Origin of the sequence: Pandoraea capi (genome assembly GCF_902459735.1) — a bacterium.
Classification (GTDB): domain Bacteria; phylum Pseudomonadota; class Gammaproteobacteria; order Burkholderiales; family Burkholderiaceae; genus Pandoraea; species Pandoraea capi.
In genome coordinates this window covers 1-20,465 of record NZ_CABPRV010000019.1, presented here as the reverse complement: position 1 = coordinate 20,465, position 20,465 = coordinate 1, and the positions used below count along the sequence as shown (strand labels likewise).

Genomic DNA, 20,465 nt, shown 5'->3' with positions numbered 1-20,465 from the left:
CCCCCCAAAAAAACGGAGCCCGTCATGAAACTTGCCCGCCTGAGACCAGGACCGGCCGAGCGTCATGTGCCGCTGCCTGGCGCTGTCGTATTGCGCGGGCTGGACGGCCAGCCTGCCGCCAGAATTCGCCCCGAGGGCAGTGGTGAGCGGTGTCACGTCAGCGACCAGAGCGAATTGCTGGCGTGGTACGTCAGCGGTCGCGTGTTTCGTAAGGACGACGGCCGCGAGGTGTCGCCGGGACTGGAGTTGGCGCGTCTCGCGCTGGAATCGCCTGAGCGCTTCGTCGAACGGTATTGGGGGCATTACCGGATCATCGTGCACGACCGCTGGTGCGGCGCTACGCTCATGCTGTGCGATCCGTGCGGTCACTGCCCCACGTACTACCGCTTCTGTCGCGATGGTGCCGTTCATGTGGCGGCTGACCCGGCGGCGCTCGTCGGCGACGAACCGACCTTCGACAGCGCGGCGCTCAAGGCCTTTCTCGTGCATGGCGACGTTGGCAACGTCCAGTGCGCACTGTATGACGTGGAGCGTCTGCCGCTCGGTCATGCGCTGTGGATTCCGGAGCGCGGCGCGCCCAGGACAAGCATCGTCTGGTGGCCGTCATGGCGCCCGGAAGGGGGCGCGCGGGAAGCTCAGGAGATGGCGTCCGGCACGGGCCTGCTTGGCGTGCTGCGACGTTCCACGGAGCGCTGTCTTGGGGATCGTCGTGCCGTGCTGGAGTTGTCGGGCGGGGTCGAGTCGACGTCACTGGCACTGGCGCTTGCGCAATCCGGCGTTGCCGGGCATTGCACCGCGGTGAATCATCGCGATCCGGGTTCGCCGTCGAGCGACGAATCGCACCATGCGAGCCAGGTTGCGCGACATGTGCACATGGCATTCGAGCGGTTCGACATCGAATGTGCGGCGTTCTCGCCGCCGTCGGTGATCCCCCGTCTGGCGAGACCGGCCATGCACTTGTGCATGCTGGCCCAGCTCGACGCGGTGCGCGAACGACTCGCACCTTACCGCGATCATCGCGTGGTCAACGGCCACGGCGGCGATGCGATCTTCCTGGCGCCGCCGCCCGACGGCGCCTTTCTCGACGCTTTCGCCGACGGCCAATGGCGGCGAGCCTTCGGCGCGTGGCGCGATCTCGCGATGATGCAGCGTCTGCCGTTGCTGTGGGTGGCGCAGGGCGCGTTCGCTCAGTTGCGGCAGCGGCGGGCCAATCCTCTGGCTGCACCGCAGGACGGATTGCTCACGGCGGCTGCCTTTGCCGGCGGCATGGGAAGCCTGGGTGACGGCAAGGCATCGCGCGGCACGGAACCGCTTGCGCAGGCGTGGCTGGCGCATTGGCCGCTTCGGATGCGTCCCGGCAAACGGGCGCAGGTGCTCGGCACGCTGGGGAATCTGCGCGACATCGAAGTGCATCCGGCCCTTTCCGACGGGGGCACCGTGTTTCCGTTCCTCACGCAGCCTGTCGTGGAAGCGGGCTTCGCCATGCCCACGTATCGACTCTTCAGCGCGATGCATAACCGCTTGCCGTTACGGCGTGCGGCGTATCTCGCCAGCGGCCTGCCGAACCTCTGGCGGCGCGACAAGGGCATGATGACCGGCATCGTGGGGGCAGGCGTGGCTGCGAATCTGTCGCATGTCGAAGAGGTCTGCCTGGAGGGGTATTGCGCGGCATCGGGATGGATCGATCGTGATGCCTGCCGTCGAGCCATCGGGCGGCTCGCCCATCATCATCTCGAATCGATGACGACGATTCGCCGCTTGTATGCCGTCGAGATGTTCGTGCGCGGATGGCGGCAAGGGGCTGGCGCCGGCGGCGGGGCTGCGGCATGACACGACAAGCGGGCTGGAACGCGCTGTGTTTCGTGCTGCGCACGCTGTGGGCGCGGGAGACGGCGTCGTCGCGACATCGCGTGTGGCTTGCCGGTGCGGCGAGCGTTGCGGGCCTCATGCTCGCGCTACGCCTCGTCGCGCCGTGGGTGCTGGGGTTGGCGGTGGATGCGCTGGCAGGCGAGCGTCCCGGCACGCTGGCCATGCCGCTCGCGATCGCCTACGTGGTGCTGTGGTCGGGCGCAGCCATCGGTGAGCGAGGCAAGGATCTGCTCATTCAGCGCGTGATGGAAGACCTGCGGCGTCGCACCGGGCTTGGTTATCTCACACGACTGATCGAGCTGCCTGCCCATCGCGCGCGGGACGTCAACGCCGGACAGGTGCTCGATTGCCTGTTCCGTGTCGAAGTCGCGCTGCCGGTGATCGTTACCGGGCTGGTGTTCGGGCTGCTGCCGCTGGCGGTGCAGGTGGTCGCCACGGGGGGCATCCTGATGCTCAACTTCGGTGTGCTGTACGGCGTGATTCTCGGCGGGACGGTGCTCGCTTACGTCCTGACGCTGCGGCCTTCGCTGGCGCGCGTCACCCGTCGCGAGTCGCAGGCCAACGAGGTGTCGCGCGCCACGACCGGGGCGCTTGCCGACACCCTGAGCCAACTGGAGTGTGTGAAGACGTTTGCGCAGGAGCCGGCGGAGGTCGGGCGTCTCTCACAGCGACTCCGCGCGCGTTACGTGGCGGCGCTGGCGACGGCAACCACGGCACAGGTGACGAGTGCGTTGCAGATGGCGATCATGGCGGCGGGCGTCTCGGCGATGACGTTGCTCGCCGTGAGCGACGTCGTGCGCGGTGCCGCGCCGGTCGGCACGCTGGTGCAGGTCAATGCCTACCTGCTCCAGTTCGCGTTGCCGGCGGCGATGCTGGGCGCGCTGGTCTCGCAGGTCGCGAGAGCGCTGGTCAGTGTCGACGAGCATCTGCGAGACGGTGCCGCTGGTCCGGTGGCTGTCGCGGCGCTGGCTCAGAGGGGAGGCGTGGACGGCGGCAACAGCGGCAACAGCGGGCCGTTCGACGCGCGCAGTGCTGCCGTGACACTTGCCGACACGCAACGGCCTTTCGTTTCCGCCGCGCCCGCCATCGAACTCGACAGCGTGAGCGTAACTGGCAGAGACCCGGGCAGCGACACGGCCCACGACGCACAAGCGATCGTATCCGACGTCAGCCTGCGAATCGGCCCGGGCGAGTACGTAGCGCTGGTCGGTCCTTCAGGCGCGGGCAAGTCGACGTTGTTGCGGCTCGTTGCGGGCATGGTCTTGCCGTCGCGCGGTGCCGTGTACGTCGACGAGCTTCGACTGTGTCGCGAGCATGCCGACGCGATGCGACGCGTCACCGGATTCGTCACGCAGGACTCCCGTCTGTTCGACCGGCCGCTATTCGACAACGTGGCTTACCGCGCGGGATTGAGCCGCGAAATGTCGCCGGACGATGGTCCGGTCCAGTCGGAATTTCAGCGCGTGACGGCGCTGGCGGAAGTACCTGACACGGCGTCGGTGGCGGGCCTTTCGGGCGGCGAGCGCCAGCGCGTGAACATTGCGCGGGCCCTTTGGGGACGTCCGCCACTGCTGCTGCTCGACGAGCCGACCGCCGCGCTCGACGCTCTCACCGAAGCGCGCATTCTCGAGCGGCTCGCGCACGAGCGGGCGGGCGCGACATGTCTCGTGGTGGCGCATCGGCTGGCCGCGATCCGTCACGCGGATCGTATCGTCGTGATGGACGCCGGGCGCATCGTCGAGACCGGGGACCACGTGACGCTGCTACGCCACGGCGGACTCTACGCGCGCATGTGGCACGCACAGCAGGCCGAGCGTATCGACGCACCGGTGGACACCCGAACGCCTGCTACCGATCTCGTCTGAATCCCTGCGTGATTCCTTTGATTTCGCGCAAATATCGCCAAATTTGCGCGAATTTCCCCTGTAATCTCCGCGTAATCCCCTATCGTTTCGGGGATGGCGCGGGACATCCGGTAAGCCTTCCGTAAGCGTCAACGCGCACACTGAACGCACAATAAGTGGAAGGAGACACCATGACTTCGTATGCGTCGTTTCACGCCCGTTCGATTGCGCCGGACTCGCGTGCGGCCTTTTGGGAGGAGCAGGCCAGACTGATCGATTGGGAGACGCCGTTCGATCAGGTGCTCGAATACGACAAGCCGCCATTCGCGCGCTGGTTCGTCGGCGGACGGACCAACATCTGCCACAACGCCGTCGATCGTCACCTGCCGTCACGCGGCACGCAAAACGCACTGGTGTGGGTGTCGACCGAGACGGAACAGGAGCGTGTCTATACGTACGACGAACTCTCCGCCGAGGTCAATCGCATGGCGGCGTCGCTGCAATCGTTGGGCGTGGCGCGCGGCGAGCGGGTGCTGATCTACATGCCGATGGTGCCCGAAGCGCTGTTCGCGATGCTCGCCTGCACCCGGCTCGGGGCGATTCACTCGGTGGTGTTCGGCGGTTTCGCGTCGGTGAACCTCGCCGCGCGCATCGACGACGCGCGCCCGAAGGTCATCGTGTCCGCCGATGCCGGTTCGCGCAACGGCAAGGTCGTGCCGTACAAGCCGCTGCTCGACGAGGGCATTACGCTCGCGCAGCACAAGCCGTCGAGCGTGCTGCTGATCGATCGCGGGCTCGCGTCCATGACGCGCGTGGCGGGCCGCGACGTCGACTATGCCCCGCTGCGCGAGCAGCATCTCGACGCGTTCGTGCCCTGCGAATGGATGGAATCCAGCGATCCGTCCTACGTGCTGTACACCTCGGGCACCACGGGCAAACCGAAGGGCGTGCAGCGTGACACCGGGGGCTATGCGGTTGCGCTGGCCTCGTCGATGCAGCACATCTTCTGCGCGAAGCCGGGCGACACGATGTTCTGCGCGTCCGACATCGGCTGGGTGGTCGGGCACAGCTATATCGTCTACGCGCCGCTGCTCGCGGGCATTGCGACGGTCATGTACGAAGGCACGCCGATTCGTCCCGACGGCGGTATCTGGTGGCGTATCGTCGAGAAGTACAAGGTGACGCAACTGTTCACCGCGCCGACGGCGATTCGTGTGCTCAAGAAGCAGGATCCTGCCTATCTGACGCAGTACGACCTGTCGTCGCTGCGTCTCATCTTCCTTGCCGGCGAACCGCTGGACGAACCGACGGCGCGATGGCTGACCGAAGGCGTCGGCAAGCCGGTCGTCGACAACTACTGGCAGACGGAGACGGGCTGGCCGATCCTGGGCATGGCACGAGGGGTGGAAGTCCTGCCGGGCAAGCTCGGATCGCCCGGCAAACCGGTGTACGGCTACGACGTGAAGCTCGTCAACGAAGCAACGGGCGAGGACTGCGGCCCGAACGAGAAGGGCGTGCTGGCCATCGAAGGGCCGATGCCGCCGGGATGTCTGAGCACGCTGTGGGGCGACGACGAGCGCTTCGTCAAGACGTACTGGCAGACGGTGCCGGGGCGCATGCTGTATTCGAGCTTCGACTGGGGCGTGCGCGACGAGGATGGCTACTACTTCATTCTCGGGCGCACCGACGACGTCATCAATGTGGCCGGGCACCGGCTCGGTTCGCGTGAGATCGAGGAGAGCATCGCCAGTCATCCGGCGGTGGCCGAGGTCGCCGTGATCGGCGTGCAGGACGCGCTCAAGGGGCAGGTGGCGATGGCCTTCGCGGTGCTGCGTCGACCGGAGGAGGTGGCGACGACGCAGGCACGTCTGGCGCTCGAAGGCGACGTGATGAAGACAGTGGACAAGCAGTTGGGTGCGGTGGCGCGTCCGGCTCGCGTGTTCTTCGTCTCGATGCTGCCCAAGACACGCTCCGGCAAGTTGCTTCGCCGCGCCATTCAGGCGATCTGCGAGGGACGCGAGACCGGCGATCTGATCACGATCGAGGATCCGGCCGCGCTGGAGCAGGTGCGCGACGCGGTGAAGGGCACCTGACGCATGACGGTAGGACGCACACGCTACGTGTAGCGCGTGACGAAGTGATTCAGTAAGACGGCGGGACAGACGACTGAGGACGTCAAGCTGCGGCGCAGCCGATTTTTCGGACTGCGCCGCAGTGCATTTGGATGGCGAATGTGTTTCGATATCGATAACCGGCGTCGCATTGCGACAGCACGCCGGGCAACACCGGTATGATGCCCAGGTGCTCATGCCCGTTCCTCTCTCATCGACATGACATCATCCCATCCGGCCGCCTGGCGGCAGAAAGCCATGCTTCTCGTGGTCTCCGTCGGCTTCTTCATGCAGACGCTCGACTCGACCATCGTCAACACGGCATTGCCCGCGATGGCGCGCGATCTTGGTCAATCCCCGCTGCACATGCAGGCTGTCGTCATCGCCTATGCGCTTACGATGGCGGTGACGATTCCTTTGTCCGGCTGGCTCGCGGATCGACTCGGCACGCGCGTCGTGTTCTCCAGTGCGTTGACGATTTTCTCCATCGGCTCGGCGATGTGCGCTTATTCCGGCACGCTCGAGGCGCTGGTCGTGTGGCGCATCGTGCAGGGATTCGGCGGGGCGATGCTGTTGCCGGTCGGGCGTCTCGCCGTGTTGCGCACGTTCCCGCGCGAACAGTACTTGCAGGCGCTCGCGTTCGTGGCCGTGCCGGGCATGATCGGACCGCTGATCGGGCCGACGCTGGGCGGGTGGCTCGTCAAGGTGGCGTCGTGGCATTGGGTGTTTCTGATCAACGTGCCGGTGGGCGTGGCGGGATGCATCGCTGCGCACTTATTCCTGGCCAATGCGCGTGCGCCGCATCGAACGTCGTTCGACATCAAAGGGTATTTGCTGCTGTCGGTGGGGATGGTGGCGACGTCGCTGGCGCTCGATCGCCATGCGGACATTGCGGGGGCGCATGCGTTGATGCTGGTGTTGCTGGTGCTGGGTTTCGCGGGGTTCGTCGCTTACGGACTGTACGCGAATCGCGCGCCGCAGCCGTTGTTCTCGCTGGCGATGTTCAAGGTGCACACGTTCAGCGTCGGGTTGCTCGGCAATCTCTTTGCGCGTATCGGGATCGCGGCCGTACCGTATCTCGTGCCTTTACTGTTGCAGGTGAGTCTCGGCTACTCGGCGTTCGAGGCGGGGTTGCTGATGCTGCCGATCACGATCACGGGCATCTTTGCCAAGCGCCTCGCAACGTATCTGGTCGTGCGTTACGGGTATCGGCCGGTACTGGTCTGGAACACGATCCTTGCCGGTTGCGTGATCGCCAGCTTCTCGCTCGTCACACCGACCTATCCGGTGCCGTTGCTCATCGTTCAGTTGGGCATTCTCGGGGGCATCAACTCGATTCAGTTCACTGCGATGAACACGCTCACGCTGAAGGATCTGAATCCCGACGACGCGAGCGGCGGCAACAGTCTGTTCTCGCTCGTGCAGATGCTGGCCATGAGTTTTGGCCTGACGGTCGGCGGTGCGCTGCTGGTCACGTTCACCGGCGCATTCGGCGAGGCGGCCGGGGTGGGCGCATTGCCAGCATTCCGTGCGACGTTCGGGTGCGTGGGGCTGATCACGTGCTGCTCGTCCTGGATCTTTGCGCAGCTAACGGATCGGGAGCAGATGGGGAGCGAGGATGGCGATGCACACGCGCAGGCTGCGGCCGCGTCGCCTGCGGCCCCCGAACACCAATGAGCGGTTTGCCGGACGATTGTGCGAGCCTGCGCGAAACTATGCGAATGGTTTGTCGAGAATCTCCGGCGCGCGAATCGCGTCGATGAGCAGGCCCAGAAACGCTTCGACGGGCGCTGGCAGCGTGCGTCCGGCCATCGTTTGCACTTGCAGCGATCGCTGGTGCAGGGCGGGGTTGCGGATGGGGATAGCGACGAGCCCTTCCGGCGTCAGACGGCTGCGCACCGTCAGCAGGCCGGTGAGCGTGACGGCATTGCCTGAGCGCACGAAGCTATGCAGTGCCGCGTGGTAGTTGCTGATGAAGACGGGCTCGAACAGCAGACCTTCCAGCGTGCAGCATAGGTCGAACATCTGGCGAATGGTCACGCCGGCGTTCGATAGCGCCAGCGGATACGGCAGAAGATCGGCGAGTGCGATGTCGCGTCGTTTGGCGAGCGGGTGCGCCTTGGCCATCAGCGCGTAAATCGGTGCCGGTTGGGTGTGGACGACCTGAACGCCTTTTTCCGGCGCCACACTGAAACACACGGCGATATCGGCTTCACCGTCGCGTACGCGCTCGGTGGCAACGAACGGTGAGACGACATCCAACAGAAAATGCGCACCGGGATAGGTTTCGCGAAAGCGGGCGAAGACCTGTGGCAGAAAGTCGCGCGCCACGCCCTCCGCACTGGCGACGCGAATCGTGGCGCGTCCCACTTCCGTCAGCTCACGAATTTCCGAGGTGACACGTTCCGCATCGAGCAACACGCGACGCGCGTGATCGGCGAGCAGCTCGCCTGCCTCACTCAGCACCATGCCGCGCGGGCGCCGCTCGAACAGCGGCGTGCCCAGATCCTCCTCCAGCTTGGCAATCTGTCGGCTCAGCGCCGACACCGCGACATGCAGCCGCTCCGAGGCACGACTGAGCGATCCGGTCCGGGCGACTTCGAGAAAGTAACGCAGGGCGTGAGTTTGCATGGCCAGCGAGAGATGAGGGTCGGAGACGAGACCTAAGCGTCGCGGAAGGGCGTGGAACGGCATCTAAATCGACGGTTTTGCTTTGCCGAAACGGCAAAGAAACCTTCGAAATATTATCATTGTTGTCAAAAATATCGACTCCTAGAATGGCCTGAACGGTTGTGCCGCAGCGTGCTACCGACACGCGTCGCAGCGATGTGTGAGATCGGCCGCCGTGCCCACATAGCCATCTGGAGACAAGCAGTGACCCGTAGCGCAGCCATTACTCAAGCCACCGCCCATTTCGATTCGGGCGCGTTCCTCGATACCCTCAATCGTCGCGTCGCTTACAAGACCGAGAGTCAGGAGGCGGACAGCGGCGACATCCTTCATGCGTACCTCTCGGACGAGATGACCCCTGCGCTTGCCGCGCTCGGTTTCACGTCGCGAATCGTGGCGAATCCCGTGCCGGGCGGCGGGCCGTTTCTCATTGCGGAGCGTCGTGAGGACGACGGATTGCCGACGGTGCTGACCTACGGCCACGGCGATGTCGTGCGCGGCTACGACGCACAGTGGCGCGACGGCCTTAAGCCGTGGGACATCGTCGTCGAAGGCGATCGCTGGTATGGCCGCGGTACCGCGGACAACAAGGGCCAGCACACGATCAATCTGGCGGCGCTGGCCGAAGTGCTCGCGGCGCGTGGCGGCAAGCTTGGCTACAACGTGAAGATGATCGTGGAGATGGGCGAGGAAATGGGATCGCCGGGCTTGCATGCGATTTGCGAGCAATTGTGCGACGAACTCCGCGCCGACGTGTTGATTGCGTCGGACGGCCCGCGTCTGTCGGCGGCGCGTCCGACGGTGTTCCTCGGCTCGCGCGGTCTCGTCAACTTCAAGCTCAGTCTCAACCTGCGCGAGGGCGGTCATCACTCGGGCAACTGGGGCGGCTTGCTGCGCAATCCGGGCGTCGTGCTGGCCAATGCGATTGCGTCGATGGTCGATGGCAACGGCAAGATTCTCGTCGAGGGACTGCGTCCGCCGGCGCTGCCTGAATCTGTCCGGCGCGCGCTGGCGGGGCTGGAAGTCGGCGGCGGTCCGAACGATCCGGCGGTCGACGTCGACTATGGCGAGCCGGGGCTCACGCCGACCGAGCGCGTGATCGGCTGGAACAACATCGAGGTGCTGGCGTTCAAGACGGGCAATCCGGAGAAGCCCGTCAACGCGATTCCGCCTTATGCCTATGCGCACATGCAGATCCGGTTCGTAGTCGGCACGGACTGGGAGCGTCTGGGCGACATCGTTCGCGCGCACCTCGATGCGCACGGCTTCCCGATGGTGGACGTCGAGGTCGAGCGTGGGGTGATGGCAACGCGACTCGACCCGGAAGATCCGTGGGTGCTGTGGGCGCTGGGGTCGATGCGCGAGACGACCGGCAAGCCGCCGGTGCTGTTGCCGAACCTTGGCGGCACGTTGCCGAACGATGTTTTCGCGGACGTGCTTAGCCTGCCCACGCTGTGGGTGCCGCACTCCTATCCGGCGTGTTCGCAGCACGCGCCGGACGAGCATTTGCTGGGATCGGTCGCGCGTGAAGCGTTGCAGATCATGGCGGGGTTGTTCTGGGATCTGGGGGATGTGAACCTGAAAGAGGGGAAACCGCGATGAACAGTACTGCTGCTGCGGGGGCGGATCAGGTACATGAGGCGTCCGGCGACGCGAAGGCCGGGGTGCGTAGCGAGGTGCCCGTCTATAAGCTGATCGTTGCGACGTCGATCGGCAATGCGCTGGAATGGTACGACCTGATCGTCTATGGGTACTTTGCCGTGACGATCTCGAAGCTGTTTTTCCCGGCGCATGACGAGACCGTGTCGTTGCTGATGGCGCTGGGCACTTTTGCGCTGTCGTATCTGGCGCGTCCGTTGGGCGCATTCGTGCTCGGTGCTTATGCCGATCGACATGGTCGACGGGCGTCGCTGATGTTGTCGATTGCGATGATGACGGTGGGCACCGGGTTGATTGCCTTCATGCCGACGTATGCCGCGATTGGCGTGTGGGCACCGATCGGCATCTTTCTGTCGCGTCTGATGCAGGGCTTTTCGGCGGGTGGCGAGTTCGGGAGTTCGACGGCGTTTCTCGTCGAGCATGTGCCGAACCGGCCGGGCTTCATGTCGAGCTGGCAGTTCGCGAGTCAGGGCGCGAGCACGCTGCTGGCATCGGCGTTCGGTGCCGTGCTGACCGGCGCGCTGACGCAGCCGCAACTCGAATCCTGGGGATGGCGTCTTCCGTTCCTCTTCGGGATGCTGGTCGGGCCGATCGGGTTGTACATCCGCAAGTATGTTGACGAGACGCCGGCGTTTGCAAAGGATGTCGCACGGAAGCAGGCAGCGCAGACGGTAGCGGGGGATGGGGCGGCGCCGGACAAGTCGCCGGTGTGGGAGGTGCTGGCGACGCAGAAGTCGCGTCTGCTGGTGTCCATTGGCGCGTTGATTCTGACGACGACGGCAAACTACATGATTCTGTATATGCCGACATATGCCACGAAGCAACTCGGTTTGCCGCCGTCACAGGGCTTCATTGCGACGTTGGTCACGGGGTTCGTGATCATGACGCTCACGCCGTTCGTCGGGCACTGGTCTGACAAGGTCGGACGCATTCGCATCATGCTGGTGGCGGGCGTGCTGTTCCTGTGCACGGTGTATCCGGCGTTTGCGTTCATGAACGCACATGCCTCGCTGGCGACGATGATGCTGGTGATGTTGTGGGTCGGCACATTGAAGGCGGTGTACTTCGCGCCGATCCCGGCGCTGATGTCGTCGCTGTTTCCGACGCGAACGCGCGCGACCGGCATGGCCGTGGGCTACAACCTCGGGACGACGATCTTCGGCGGCTTCACCCCGTTGGCCGTCGCCTGGCTGATCGCGGCGACGGGCAACAAGCTGGCCCCCGGGCTCTATCTGATGGTGGGGGCAGCGATCAGCCTGACAACGTTGCTGATTGCGCGCACGCGGATGGGGGCGCGCTAAACTTAACGTAACATCGAGGCAAAGTGCGCTTCAGTGACGTCGCTGAGGCGCATCTTCGGTGCTCTCGACGGAGGGTGCGCGCAATTCGTTGAGGAAATGGTCCCGCACCATGGCAAGCGAGTCGGCTTGCGTACCAGGGGCAGCGGGATAGGCGCGCTGCAATGCGTCCGACACTTGTCTGGCAACGTCCGCGAGGATTACGCCCCAGACAGCCTCCTCCGAAATCTGGCGGGTTTCCTGATACATCCCGACCTTCATCGAGCAATACATCGCCTTCTCGGCCGTCCACACACGCAGCATTTCTACGGCGTCATTGTCGGCCAACACGGCGTCGGGGATGGGGCATGCGTGCATCGAATTCCTCTCTGATGGTTGATCGGCTCATCCAAGCCTTCGGTCGCTTCCGTGAGCGTGCCACGCGCGGTGGCACGTACGCTGTGCGCTGACGCCTCGTTGCGCAGCACAGGGGGCAATGATGACGCGGCGCATTGCGCGAACCCATCGGGTAACGGCCGTAGATTGCTTTGGTCTTCGTCTGATAAACCAAGGCGCGACGAGCGCAGTCTCTGCGCGTTCCCCCATCTAAGGACTTTCCCTCCCCAAGCAGCACCTTCCGCCGCCGACCTTGCCGTCGCAAATTTTTTTCGCTAGTATTTTAGGCATAAACTATTTACGATTTAACAAAGATCGGACGCTTGGGTAGGCGCGACGCGATCGGTGAATCCGGAGGCTGGAGATGAATATCGTCTGTATCGGTGGCGGGCCCGCAGGTCTGTATTTCGGGTTGTTGATGAAGCTTCGCGAACCTTCCCATCGTGTAGTGGTGGTGGAGCGCAACCGTCCCTACGATACGTTCGGCTGGGGTGTCGTGTTCTCCGACGCCACGATGGACAATCTTCAGGTCGCCGATCCGGAAAGTGCCGCGCAAATCAACGCCGCCTTCAACCATTGGGACGATATCGATATCCATTTCGAAGGCCGCACGATCACCTCGGGCGGGCACGGTTTCATCGGCATCGGCCGCAAGAAGCTGCTCAACATCCTCCAAGCCCGCTGTGAAGCGCTCGGCGTCGAACTCGTGTTCGAGACCGATGTCTCCGACGATCAGGAAATCGCCCGCCGTTATCAGGCCGATCTGGTGATCGCCTCCGATGGCCTCAACAGCCGCATCCGTACCCGCTACGCCGACACATATCGTCCCGATATCGACACCCGTCAGAACCGCTTCGTTTGGCTCGGCACGCATCAGCGCTTCGACGCTTTCACGTTCGCCTTCGAAAAGACGGAACACGGCTGGTTCCAGGCGCACGCCTATCAGTTCGACGCCGATACGTCGACGTTCATCGTCGAGACGCCCGAGTCGGTCTGGCGCGCTCATGGCATCGACCAGATGAGCCAGGAAGACGGCGTGAAGTTCTGCGAGAACCTCTTCGCCAAGTACCTCGGCGGTCACGAGTTGATGAGCAACGCCAAGCACCTGCGCGGCTCCGCCATCTGGATTCAATTCCCTCGCGTGATCTGCGAACACTGGGTCCATTGGGCCGACGTCGACGGCAAGCTCGTTCCCGTCGTGCTGATGGGCGACGCGGCGCACACCGCGCACTTCTCCATCGGTTCGGGCACCAAGCTCGCCCTCGAAGACGCCATCGCGCTGGCCGACGGCCTCGGTACGCAGGGCATCGATGCGCTGCCACGCGTGCTGGCCGACTACGAAGCCGTGCGCAGCATCGAAGTGCTCAAGATCCAGAACGCCGCACGCAATTCGACGGAATGGTTCGAGACTGTCGATCGTTACGCCCGCTTCGAACCCGAGCAATTCGCCTATTCGCTGCTCACGCGCTCGCAACGCATTTCGCACGAGAACCTGCGGGTGCGCGACGCCGCGTACGTCGAAGGCTTCGAGGACTGGCTCGCCGCACACGCGGGTGTGAAACGCGCCGACGGCCAGCACGCGATTCCGCCGATGTTCACGCCGTTCCGTGCCCGCGAACTCACGCTCAAGAACCGTATCGTGATGTCGCCGATGGCGATGTATTCGGCCGTCGACGGCGTGCCCGGCGACTTCCACCTCGTTCACCTCGGCAGTCGCGCTCTCGGTGGCGCCGGCATGATCGTCGCGGAGATGACCTGCGTGTCGCCCGACGCGCGCATCACGCCCGGATGCCCCGGCCTGTGGAACGACGTACAACGCGACGCCTGGAAGCGCATCGTCGACTTCGTGCACTCGGGCAGCGACGCCAAGATCGCCATGCAGATCGGCCACGCCGGACGCAAGGGCTCGACGCGCCTCGCCTGGGACGGCATTGATCAGCCCCTCAAGGACGGCAACTGGCCGCTGATCTCGGCCTCCGCGCTGCCTTATATGGACGGCGTGTCGCAAACCCCGCGCGAGATGACGCGCGCCGACATGGACCGCGTCAAGGACGACTTCGTGCAAGCGGCCCGCCGCGCCGCCGAAGCGGGTTTCGACTGGCTGGAACTGCACTGCGCGCACGGCTACCTGCTGTCGAGTTTCATCTCTCCGCTCACGAACCATCGGCGGGACGAATACGGGGGCTCGCTGGAAAATCGTCTGCGCTATCCGCTGGAAGTCTTCCACGCCGTGCGCGACGTCTGGCCCGCTGCGAAGCCAATGTCGGTGCGTATCTCGGCGCATGACTGGGTCGAGGGCGGCATCACGCCGGACGACGCCGTCGCGATTGCGCGCGCCTTCAAGGACGCCGGCGCCGATCTCATCGATTGCTCGTCGGGGCAGGTCAGCAAGGAAGAAAAGCCGGTCTACGGCCGTATGTTCCAGACGCCCTTCGCCGATCGCGTGCGCAACGAGGCGGGTGTGCCGACGATTGCCGTCGGTGCGATCTTCGAAGCGGATCACGTGAACAGCATCATCGCGTCCGGTCGTGCCGACCTTTGCGCGCTGGCGCGTCCGCATCTGGCCGATCCGTTCTGGACGCTGCACGAAGCCGCGAAGATCGGCTACAAGGACTTGCCGTGGCCGTCGCAGTACTATGCCGGCAAACGTCAGTACGAGACCAATCTGGAGCGTGCTGCCGCCTACGCTCAACAGATCGGTAAATAAGGACAGTTCATGACGTCTACGACAAGTGCCACCGCCACGGCACCGGCATCACTCAAAGGCGTACACGCGCTTGTGACGGGCGGTGCGCGCGGCATCGGCGAAGCCGTGGCCCGCTCGCTGCTCGCGCAGGGCGCGCGCGTGACGTTGCTCGGACGCAGCGAAGCCAAGCTCGCCGAAGGCGTGAACGCACTGACGTCGCACGGTGAGGTCGCATGGGTGAGCGCCGACATCTCCGATGCCACCGCCGTGGCAGCGGCATTCACACGCGCCACCGAGCGCTTCGGCCCGGTGCAGGTGCTCGTCAATAACGCCGGACAGGCGGTGAGCGCCCCGTTCGGCAAGACGGACGCCCAGCTCTGGCAGCAGATGATCGACGTCAATCTGACGGGAACGTATCACTGCATTTCGGCGGCGCTGCCCGCCATGCTCACGGCAGGGTGGGGACGGATCGTGAACGTGGCGAGCACGGCCGGTCTGATCGGCTACCCGTATGTCACGGCTTATTGTGCAGCCAAGCACGGCGTGGTCGGTCTGACGCGCGCGCTGGCGCTCGAAGTGGCGAAGAAGGGGGTGACGGTGAATGCCGTCTGCCCGGGGTACACGGAGACGGACATCGTGCGCGACGCCGTGGCGAACATCGTCGCGAAGACGGGCCGCAGTGAAGACGAAGCGCGCGCGGAACTGGCCAAGCGCAATCCGCAGGCACGTCTCGTGCAGCCCCAGGAGGTTGCCGACGCCGTGTTGTGGCTCTGCCAGCCGGGTGCCGCGTCGATGACGGGGCAGTCGATTGCGGTTGCCGGCGGGGAAGTGACGGTCGGCTGAGGCCGTCCGTCGTCATTTTATTGAGCAGGACCGCCGGGCGGGCAAGCGTTGTTCATACGCGCACCGAAGCCAGGCGATCCGCGCGCAAGTCAAAGGCAAGCTGCCAAAGGAGATTGGCCCATGAGTGACGTGAAACTGACGATGGCGCATCACAAGCGCCCCTTCGCGAACTACGAAGCCAGGCATTTTCTGTGGTCGGTGTCGAACGACGCGCAAGGGCGTCCGAGCATCGGCACGATCACGCTGAACCGTCCCGACAAGAAGAATCCGCTGACGTTCGACTCGTATGCGGAACTGCGCGATCTGTTCCGCGGGCTGGTCTATGCGACGGACATCAAGACGGTCGTCGTGACCGGCGCGGGCGGCAATTTCTGTTCGGGCGGCGATGTCCACGAAATCATCGGCCCGCTCACGCAGATGAGCATGCCGGAACTGCTGGATTTCACGCGCATGACGGGCGATCTTGTCAAGGCGATGCGCGCCTGCCCGCAGCCGATCATCAGCGCGATCGACGGCATCTGCGCCGGCGCGGGCGCGATGGTGGCGCTGGCGTCGGATATGCGGCTGGGCACGCCGCAAACGAAGACGGCGTTCCTCTTCGTGCGCGTGGGACTGGCCGGCGCCGATATGGGCGCATGTACGTTGCTGCCGCGCATGATCGGGCAGGGGCGGGCCTCGGAATTGCTCTACACCGGTCGCGTGATGACGGCCGAGGAGGGCGCGCAATGGGGCTTCTTCAACGCGCTGCATGACGGCGGCGCGGTGCTCTCGGCTGCGCAGACGCTGGCCGATCAGATCGCCTGCGGCCCGACTTTCGCACACGGCGTGACGAAGAAGTTGCTGCATCAGGAATGGAACATGGGCGTGGACGAGGCCATCGAGGCGGAAGCCGAAGCGCAGGCCATCTGCATGCAGACGAAGGATTTCCGCCGGGCTTACGACGCTTTCGTCGCCAAGCAAAAGCCGGTCTTCAAGGGCGACTGACGTCATGAGCGCAATCACTCCTCACAACGCCCGCAATGCCGATTTTCTCGCGTGGCCGTTTTTTGAAGATGCGCACCGTCATCTGGGCACAACGCTCGACGCGTGGTGCACGCGCGAGCTGAAGGTCGATCATCACGCCGATACGGATGCGACGTGCGTATCGCTGGTGCGCCAGTTGGGCCGCGCGGGATGGCTGAAGTATTGCGTGCCCGCCAGTCACGGCGGTGCGCTGGAGAAACTCGATTCGCGCGCGCTTTGCGTGCTGCGCGAAACGCTGGCGCGTCACGACGGCCTCGCGGACTTCGCGTTTGCGATGCAGGGGCTCGGCAGCGGCGCGATCACGCTCGCGGGCAGCGACGCGCTCAAGCAGCGCTATCTGCCGCGCGTGGCGTCGGGCGAGGCGATTGCCGCTTTCGCGTTGTCGGAGCCGGACGCCGGTTCAGATGTCGCCGCTATGGCCTGTTCGGCGACACCGGATGGCGATGCCTACGTGCTGAACGGCGAGAAGACGTGGATTTCGAACGGCGGCATTGCGGACTTTTACTGTGTGTTCGTGCGTACGGGCGAAGCGCCGGGCGCGCGCGGCATCAGCGCGTTCGTGGTCGACGCCGACACGCCGGGGCTGACGATTGCCGAGCGCATCGACGTGAGCGCGCCGCACCCGCTGGCGCGTCTGAAGTTCGAGAACTGCCGCGTGCCCGCGTCGCAACGTCTGGGCGAGGCAGGGCAGGGCTTCAAGGTCGCGATGATGACGCTGGATATTTTCCGTGCGTCGGTGGCCGCAGCCGCGCTGGGTTTTGCGCGTCGTGCGCTGGACGAAGGACTGGCGCGTGCGAAGTCGCGCAAGATGTTCGGTCAGACGCTGGCCGACTTCCAACTGACGCAGGCGGCGTTGGGCGATATGGCCACGTCGGTGGACGCGGCGGCTTTGCTGACGTACCGCGCCGCATGGCAGCGCGACGTGCTGGGGCAGCGCACGACGCGCGAAGCGGCGATGGCGAAGATGTTCTCGACGGAGTCAGCACAGCAGGTCATCGACCGGGCTTTGCAGATGTTCGGCGGTGCGGGCGTGGTGTCGGGCGCGGTGGTGGAGCGTCTGTATCGCGAGATCCGCTCGCTGCGGATTTACGAAGGGGCAACGGAAGTGCAAAAACTGATCATCGCGCGCGAGTTGCTCAAGGACGACTGATCTTTGGCGTTCGACGTGCGGGACTTGGAAGTCGCGCCGTATAGCGGCACAGGCAGCGGCACAGGCAGCGGCACAGGCTGGAACATGGTTTGGCAGGACTTGTGATGTGCGCAGTGGCAACCCACGCAGACAGGGATGGCATGGCGTCTTGCAATAACACTTGGAAGCACTAGGACTGGGTCTGACGCGTAGCGTCGGCGTCATGCTGGATTACCGGGGGCAAGGAGAAGCACATGGAACGATCTGGACATCTCGACACTTTCGCGCGCGACAATCTGCCGCCTGCGGATCAGTGGCCCGAGTTTCTGCTCGACAATCCGGACGTGGCATATCCGGCGCGCATCAATTGCGCCGCCGAACTGCTGGACCGCTCGATCGCACAGGGACGCGGTGACGCACCTGCGATTTTTTCGGTCGAAAATGGAAAGCCGACGACTACGACTTATCTCGGTCTGCGCGAGATGGTCGATCGCATCGCCCATGTGCTGCGCAACGACATGGCGCTGGTGCCGGGCAACCGTGTGCTGCTGCGCGGCCCGAACAATCTGTTCATGGCTGCGGCCTGGCTCGCTGTGATCAAGGCCGGACTCGTCGGCGTGCCCACGATGCCGCTGCTGCGCGCGAAGGAACTCAAGCAGATTGTCGACAAGGCGGAAGTGAGTGCCGCGCTGTGTGACGGTCGTCTCAAGGAGGAGCTGGAGTTCAATCGTCAGCCGGGGCATGAGTATTACTGCCCGGTGCTGTCGAAGGTGGTCTATTTTCACGACGTTGGTGAGGACTCACTGGAGGCCCGCATGGCCCGTCAGCCGGCGAGCTTCGACGCCTGCGACACGGCGGTGGACGACGTCTGTCTGATCGCCTTCACGAGCGGCACGACGGGGCAGCCGAAGGGCACGATGCATTTTCATCGCGACGTGCTGGCAATGTGCGATCTGTTCCCGCGCCACGTGCTCAAGCCGGGGCCGGACGATGTCTTCTGTGGCACTCCCCCGTTAGCGTTCACTTTCGGCACAGGCGGCTTGCTGACGTTCCCATTGCGCGTCGGCGCAGCGACGGTGCTGCTGGAAAAGCTCACGCCGGACAGTCTGCTGCAAGCGATCGCTGACTATCGCGCGACGATCTGTTTCACGGCGCCGACGTTCTATCGCCAGATGGCCGCGCTCGTCGGCAAGTACGATCTGTCGAGTCTGAGGAAGACGGTGTCGGCGGGCGAGGCGCTGCCTGACGCCACCCGACAGCTATGGAAGCAGGCATCGGGCATCGAGATGATCGATGGCATCGGCGGCACGGAGATGATCCACATCTTTATCTCGGCAGCGAACGGCGATGTCGTACCGGGCGCGATCGGCAAACCGGTCCCCGGCTATATCGCAATGATCGTGGACGAGAACATGCAGCCGCTCCCGCCGGGGAAGGTGGGCAAGCTGGCGGTGAAAGGGCCGACGGGGTGCCGCTATCTCGCGGACTCGCGTCAGACGAATTACGTGAAGCAGGGCTGGAACCTGCCCGGCGACACGTTCATGTGCGACGAAGCTGGCAATTACTACTATCAGGCCCGCTCGGACGACATGATCGTCTCCGCAGGCTATAACATCGCAGGCCCGGAAGTGGAGTCGGCACTGCTGCAACACCCGGCCGTGGCGGAGTGCGGTGTGGTCGGTGCGAACGACGAAGCCCGCGGCCAGATCGTGAAGGCCTATGTGGTGCTCAAGGCCGGGCAGCCCCACGACGACGCGATGGTGAAGACGCTTCAGGAGTATGTGAAGGCTAACATCGCACCGTATAAATACCCGCGCGCGATTGAGTTCGTAGACACGCTGCCGCGCACGGAGACAGGCAAACTGCAACGCTTCAAGCTCCGGCAAATGGCGCAATAAGCCGAAGCCGATTGGTGTAGTGGGGGCTCCAGTGGGCACCCACTGACTTTTGTGAAAGGGGAGGAATGATGGCGCAGGCGAACGTGGCGGAACATGCTTTCGTGAAGCCGTTGCTGGTCCGGTTCAAACACTGTGACCCGGCAGGCATCGTGTTTTATCCGCGCTACTTCGAGATGATCAACGATCTGGTCGAGGACTGGTGCGCCGAAGGACTCAACCTGTCATTCGGCGAGATGCATCTGCGCGATGGTATGGGCGTGCCCACGGCCAACATCGAATGCCGTTTCAGTGCCCCAAGTTTTCTGGGCGAGACGCTGGTGCGCTCGCTCGAAGTGACCCGCCTCGGCCGCTCGTCGATGACTCTGCGTATCCGGTTCGCCGGCGCTGACGACGAGACGCGCCTGCAAGCCACGCTGGTGCTGGTCTGGGTGGCGAAAGGCGAGGGCGGTCGTCCCGCCCCGATCGCCGTGCCCCCCGCCCAGCGCAATGCGATTGTGCGCTTTGCCGCACCCGATTCTGTGATTGAAGGAGTGTCCTGATGCTGCAAGTTCTCCAACCGCCCGAATGGGCGAAACCGCGCGGCTATGCCAACGGCATGGCCTTCGAGATGACGGCAGGCAGCCGCATCGTGTTTGTCGGCGGTCAGATCGGCTGGAACGCGCAGCAACGCTTTGAGACGGATGATTTCGCACTTCAAGTGCGTCAGACGCTCGAGAATATTGTCGCGATTCTTGCCGAAGGGAAGGCCAAACCGGAACATATCGTCCGTATGACCTGGTACGTGAAGGATAAACGCGAGTACGTGGCGAATTATCCCGCCATCGGGGAACACTACCGCGCCGTTATCGGACGCCACTTCCCCGCCATGACCGCCGTCGAGGTGGCCGACCTCGTCGAGGACGAAGCCAAAGTCGAGATCGAAGTGACTGCGGTTGTTCCTGCTGGTTGATTTTTCTTTACGTTTGTTAGTGCTTGCTTTAGGCGGGTGAACACCCCCCGCCTGACGGGCCGGAGCCCCTTTCCGCCGCTCAGACATAAACCCAACTCGCTGCAGAAAGGG

Annotated in this window: 15 protein-coding genes; 13 read left to right on the top strand and 2 right to left on the bottom strand. The window is 64.3% G+C overall.

The window, feature by feature from the left end; all coding sequences use genetic code 11:
* Window positions 1-24 precede the first annotated feature (24 nt).
* The 4 genes from PCA20602_RS25265 to mdtD all read left to right on the top strand — a co-directional run bounded on the left by PCA20602_RS25265 (window position 25) and on the right by mdtD (window position 7,501).
* On the top strand, window positions 25-1,830 hold the full coding sequence (locus PCA20602_RS25265) for an asparagine synthase-related protein (protein ID WP_150723535.1): 1,806 nt from the start codon (window positions 25-27) through the stop codon (window positions 1,828-1,830).
* Window positions 1,827-3,734 carry an ABC transporter ATP-binding protein gene (locus PCA20602_RS25260; protein ID WP_174981608.1) on the top strand — a complete coding sequence of 636 codons (1,908 nt, stop codon included), beginning with the start codon at window positions 1,827-1,829 and terminating at the stop codon, window positions 3,732-3,734. The genes PCA20602_RS25265 and PCA20602_RS25260 overlap by 4 nt, the downstream gene beginning before the upstream one ends.
* A 170-nt stretch (window positions 3,735-3,904) precedes the next feature.
* Window positions 3,905-5,806, top strand: coding sequence for a propionate--CoA ligase (locus PCA20602_RS25255; protein ID WP_150723533.1), 1,902 nt, complete (start codon window positions 3,905-3,907; stop codon window positions 5,804-5,806).
* A 237-nt stretch (window positions 5,807-6,043) separates the two neighbouring features.
* On the top strand, window positions 6,044-7,501 hold the full coding sequence (gene mdtD / locus PCA20602_RS25250) for a multidrug transporter subunit MdtD (RefSeq protein WP_425495717.1): 1,458 nt from the start codon (window positions 6,044-6,046) through the stop codon (window positions 7,499-7,501).
* Between the two features lie 36 nt (window positions 7,502-7,537).
* Here mdtD and PCA20602_RS25245 read toward each other — a convergent pair whose 3' ends face one another.
* On the bottom strand, window positions 7,538-8,455 hold the full coding sequence (locus PCA20602_RS25245; protein WP_150723531.1) for a LysR family transcriptional regulator: 918 nt from the start codon (window positions 8,453-8,455) through the stop codon (window positions 7,538-7,540).
* 243 nt (window positions 8,456-8,698) lie between these two features.
* On the opposite strand from PCA20602_RS25245, the gene PCA20602_RS25240 reads away from it, so the two are divergent.
* Both PCA20602_RS25240 and PCA20602_RS25235 read left to right on the top strand, forming a co-directional pair.
* The gene (locus PCA20602_RS25240; RefSeq protein ID WP_150723530.1) at window positions 8,699-10,096 is read left to right on the top strand and encodes a M20 family metallopeptidase; all 1,398 of its coding nucleotides are present in this window, start codon (window positions 8,699-8,701) and stop codon (window positions 10,094-10,096) included.
* The gene (locus PCA20602_RS25235) at window positions 10,093-11,454 is read left to right on the top strand and encodes an MFS transporter (protein ID WP_150723529.1); all 1,362 of its coding nucleotides are present in this window, start codon (window positions 10,093-10,095) and stop codon (window positions 11,452-11,454) included. Before PCA20602_RS25240 ends, PCA20602_RS25235 begins: the two co-directional genes overlap by 4 nt.
* A gap of 30 nt (window positions 11,455-11,484) precedes the next feature.
* Here the strand turns inward: PCA20602_RS25235 and PCA20602_RS25230 are convergent, their stop codons facing one another.
* On the bottom strand, window positions 11,485-11,808 hold the full coding sequence (locus PCA20602_RS25230; RefSeq protein ID WP_150723528.1) for a DUF5076 domain-containing protein: 324 nt from the start codon (window positions 11,806-11,808) through the stop codon (window positions 11,485-11,487).
* Between the two features lie 382 nt (window positions 11,809-12,190).
* Here PCA20602_RS25230 and PCA20602_RS25225 point away from each other — a divergent pair, with 382 nt between their 5' ends.
* The 7 genes from PCA20602_RS25225 (at window position 12,191) to PCA20602_RS25195 (ending at window position 20,354) form a co-directional block, all read left to right on the top strand.
* Window positions 12,191-14,533 carry a bifunctional salicylyl-CoA 5-hydroxylase/oxidoreductase gene (locus tag PCA20602_RS25225; protein WP_150723527.1) on the top strand — a complete coding sequence of 781 codons (2,343 nt, stop codon included), beginning with the start codon at window positions 12,191-12,193 and terminating at the stop codon, window positions 14,531-14,533.
* 9 nt (window positions 14,534-14,542) lie between these two features.
* Entirely contained in the window at window positions 14,543-15,355 is an 813-nt protein-coding gene (locus tag PCA20602_RS25220) for an SDR family NAD(P)-dependent oxidoreductase (RefSeq protein ID WP_150723526.1), read from the top strand.
* Window positions 15,356-15,475: 120 nt separating this feature from the next.
* Complete coding sequence (locus tag PCA20602_RS25215; RefSeq protein WP_150723525.1) at window positions 15,476-16,339, top strand: enoyl-CoA hydratase family protein; 864 nt, start codon at window positions 15,476-15,478, stop codon at window positions 16,337-16,339.
* Between the two features lie 4 nt (window positions 16,340-16,343).
* On the top strand, window positions 16,344-17,528 hold the full coding sequence (locus tag PCA20602_RS25210; protein ID WP_150723524.1) for an acyl-CoA dehydrogenase family protein: 1,185 nt from the start codon (window positions 16,344-16,346) through the stop codon (window positions 17,526-17,528).
* Window positions 17,529-17,761: 233 nt separating this feature from the next.
* Entirely contained in the window at window positions 17,762-19,405 is a 1,644-nt protein-coding gene (locus PCA20602_RS25205) for an AMP-binding protein (protein ID WP_150723523.1), read from the top strand.
* Window positions 19,406-19,473: 68 nt separating this feature from the next.
* Window positions 19,474-19,944, top strand: a complete 471-nt coding sequence (locus tag PCA20602_RS25200; protein ID WP_150723522.1) for an acyl-CoA thioesterase — start codon at window positions 19,474-19,476, stop codon at window positions 19,942-19,944.
* Window positions 19,945-19,946: 2 nt separating this feature from the next.
* Window positions 19,947-20,354, top strand: coding sequence for a RidA family protein (locus PCA20602_RS25195; protein WP_150723543.1), 408 nt, complete (start codon window positions 19,947-19,949; stop codon window positions 20,352-20,354).
* Window positions 20,355-20,465 lie beyond the last annotated feature (111 nt).

Coding starts and splice junctions, on each gene's coding strand:
- PCA20602_RS25255 (WP_150723533.1), top strand. CDS start 3,905: ATGACTTCGTATGCGTCGTTTCACGCCCGTTCGATTGCGCCGGACTCG.
- mdtD (WP_425495717.1), top strand. CDS start 6,044: ATGACATCATCCCATCCGGCCGCCTGGCGGCAGAAAGCCATGCTTCTC.
- PCA20602_RS25245 (WP_150723531.1), bottom strand. CDS start 8,455: ATGCAAACTCACGCCCTGCGTTACTTTCTCGAAGTCGCCCGGACCGGA.
- PCA20602_RS25235 (WP_150723529.1), top strand. CDS start 10,093: ATGAACAGTACTGCTGCTGCGGGGGCGGATCAGGTACATGAGGCGTCC.
- PCA20602_RS25230 (WP_150723528.1), bottom strand. CDS start 11,808: ATGCACGCATGCCCCATCCCCGACGCCGTGTTGGCCGACAATGACGCC.
- PCA20602_RS25215 (WP_150723525.1), top strand. CDS start 15,476: ATGAGTGACGTGAAACTGACGATGGCGCATCACAAGCGCCCCTTCGCG.
- PCA20602_RS25205 (WP_150723523.1), top strand. CDS start 17,762: ATGGAACGATCTGGACATCTCGACACTTTCGCGCGCGACAATCTGCCG.
- PCA20602_RS25260 (WP_174981608.1), top strand. CDS start 1,827: ATGACACGACAAGCGGGCTGGAACGCGCTGTGTTTCGTGCTGCGCACG.
- PCA20602_RS25200 (WP_150723522.1), top strand. CDS start 19,474: ATGGCGCAGGCGAACGTGGCGGAACATGCTTTCGTGAAGCCGTTGCTG.
- PCA20602_RS25210 (WP_150723524.1), top strand. CDS start 16,344: ATGAGCGCAATCACTCCTCACAACGCCCGCAATGCCGATTTTCTCGCG.
- PCA20602_RS25225 (WP_150723527.1), top strand. CDS start 12,191: ATGAATATCGTCTGTATCGGTGGCGGGCCCGCAGGTCTGTATTTCGGG.
- PCA20602_RS25220 (WP_150723526.1), top strand. CDS start 14,543: ATGACGTCTACGACAAGTGCCACCGCCACGGCACCGGCATCACTCAAA.
- PCA20602_RS25265 (WP_150723535.1), top strand. CDS start 25: ATGAAACTTGCCCGCCTGAGACCAGGACCGGCCGAGCGTCATGTGCCG.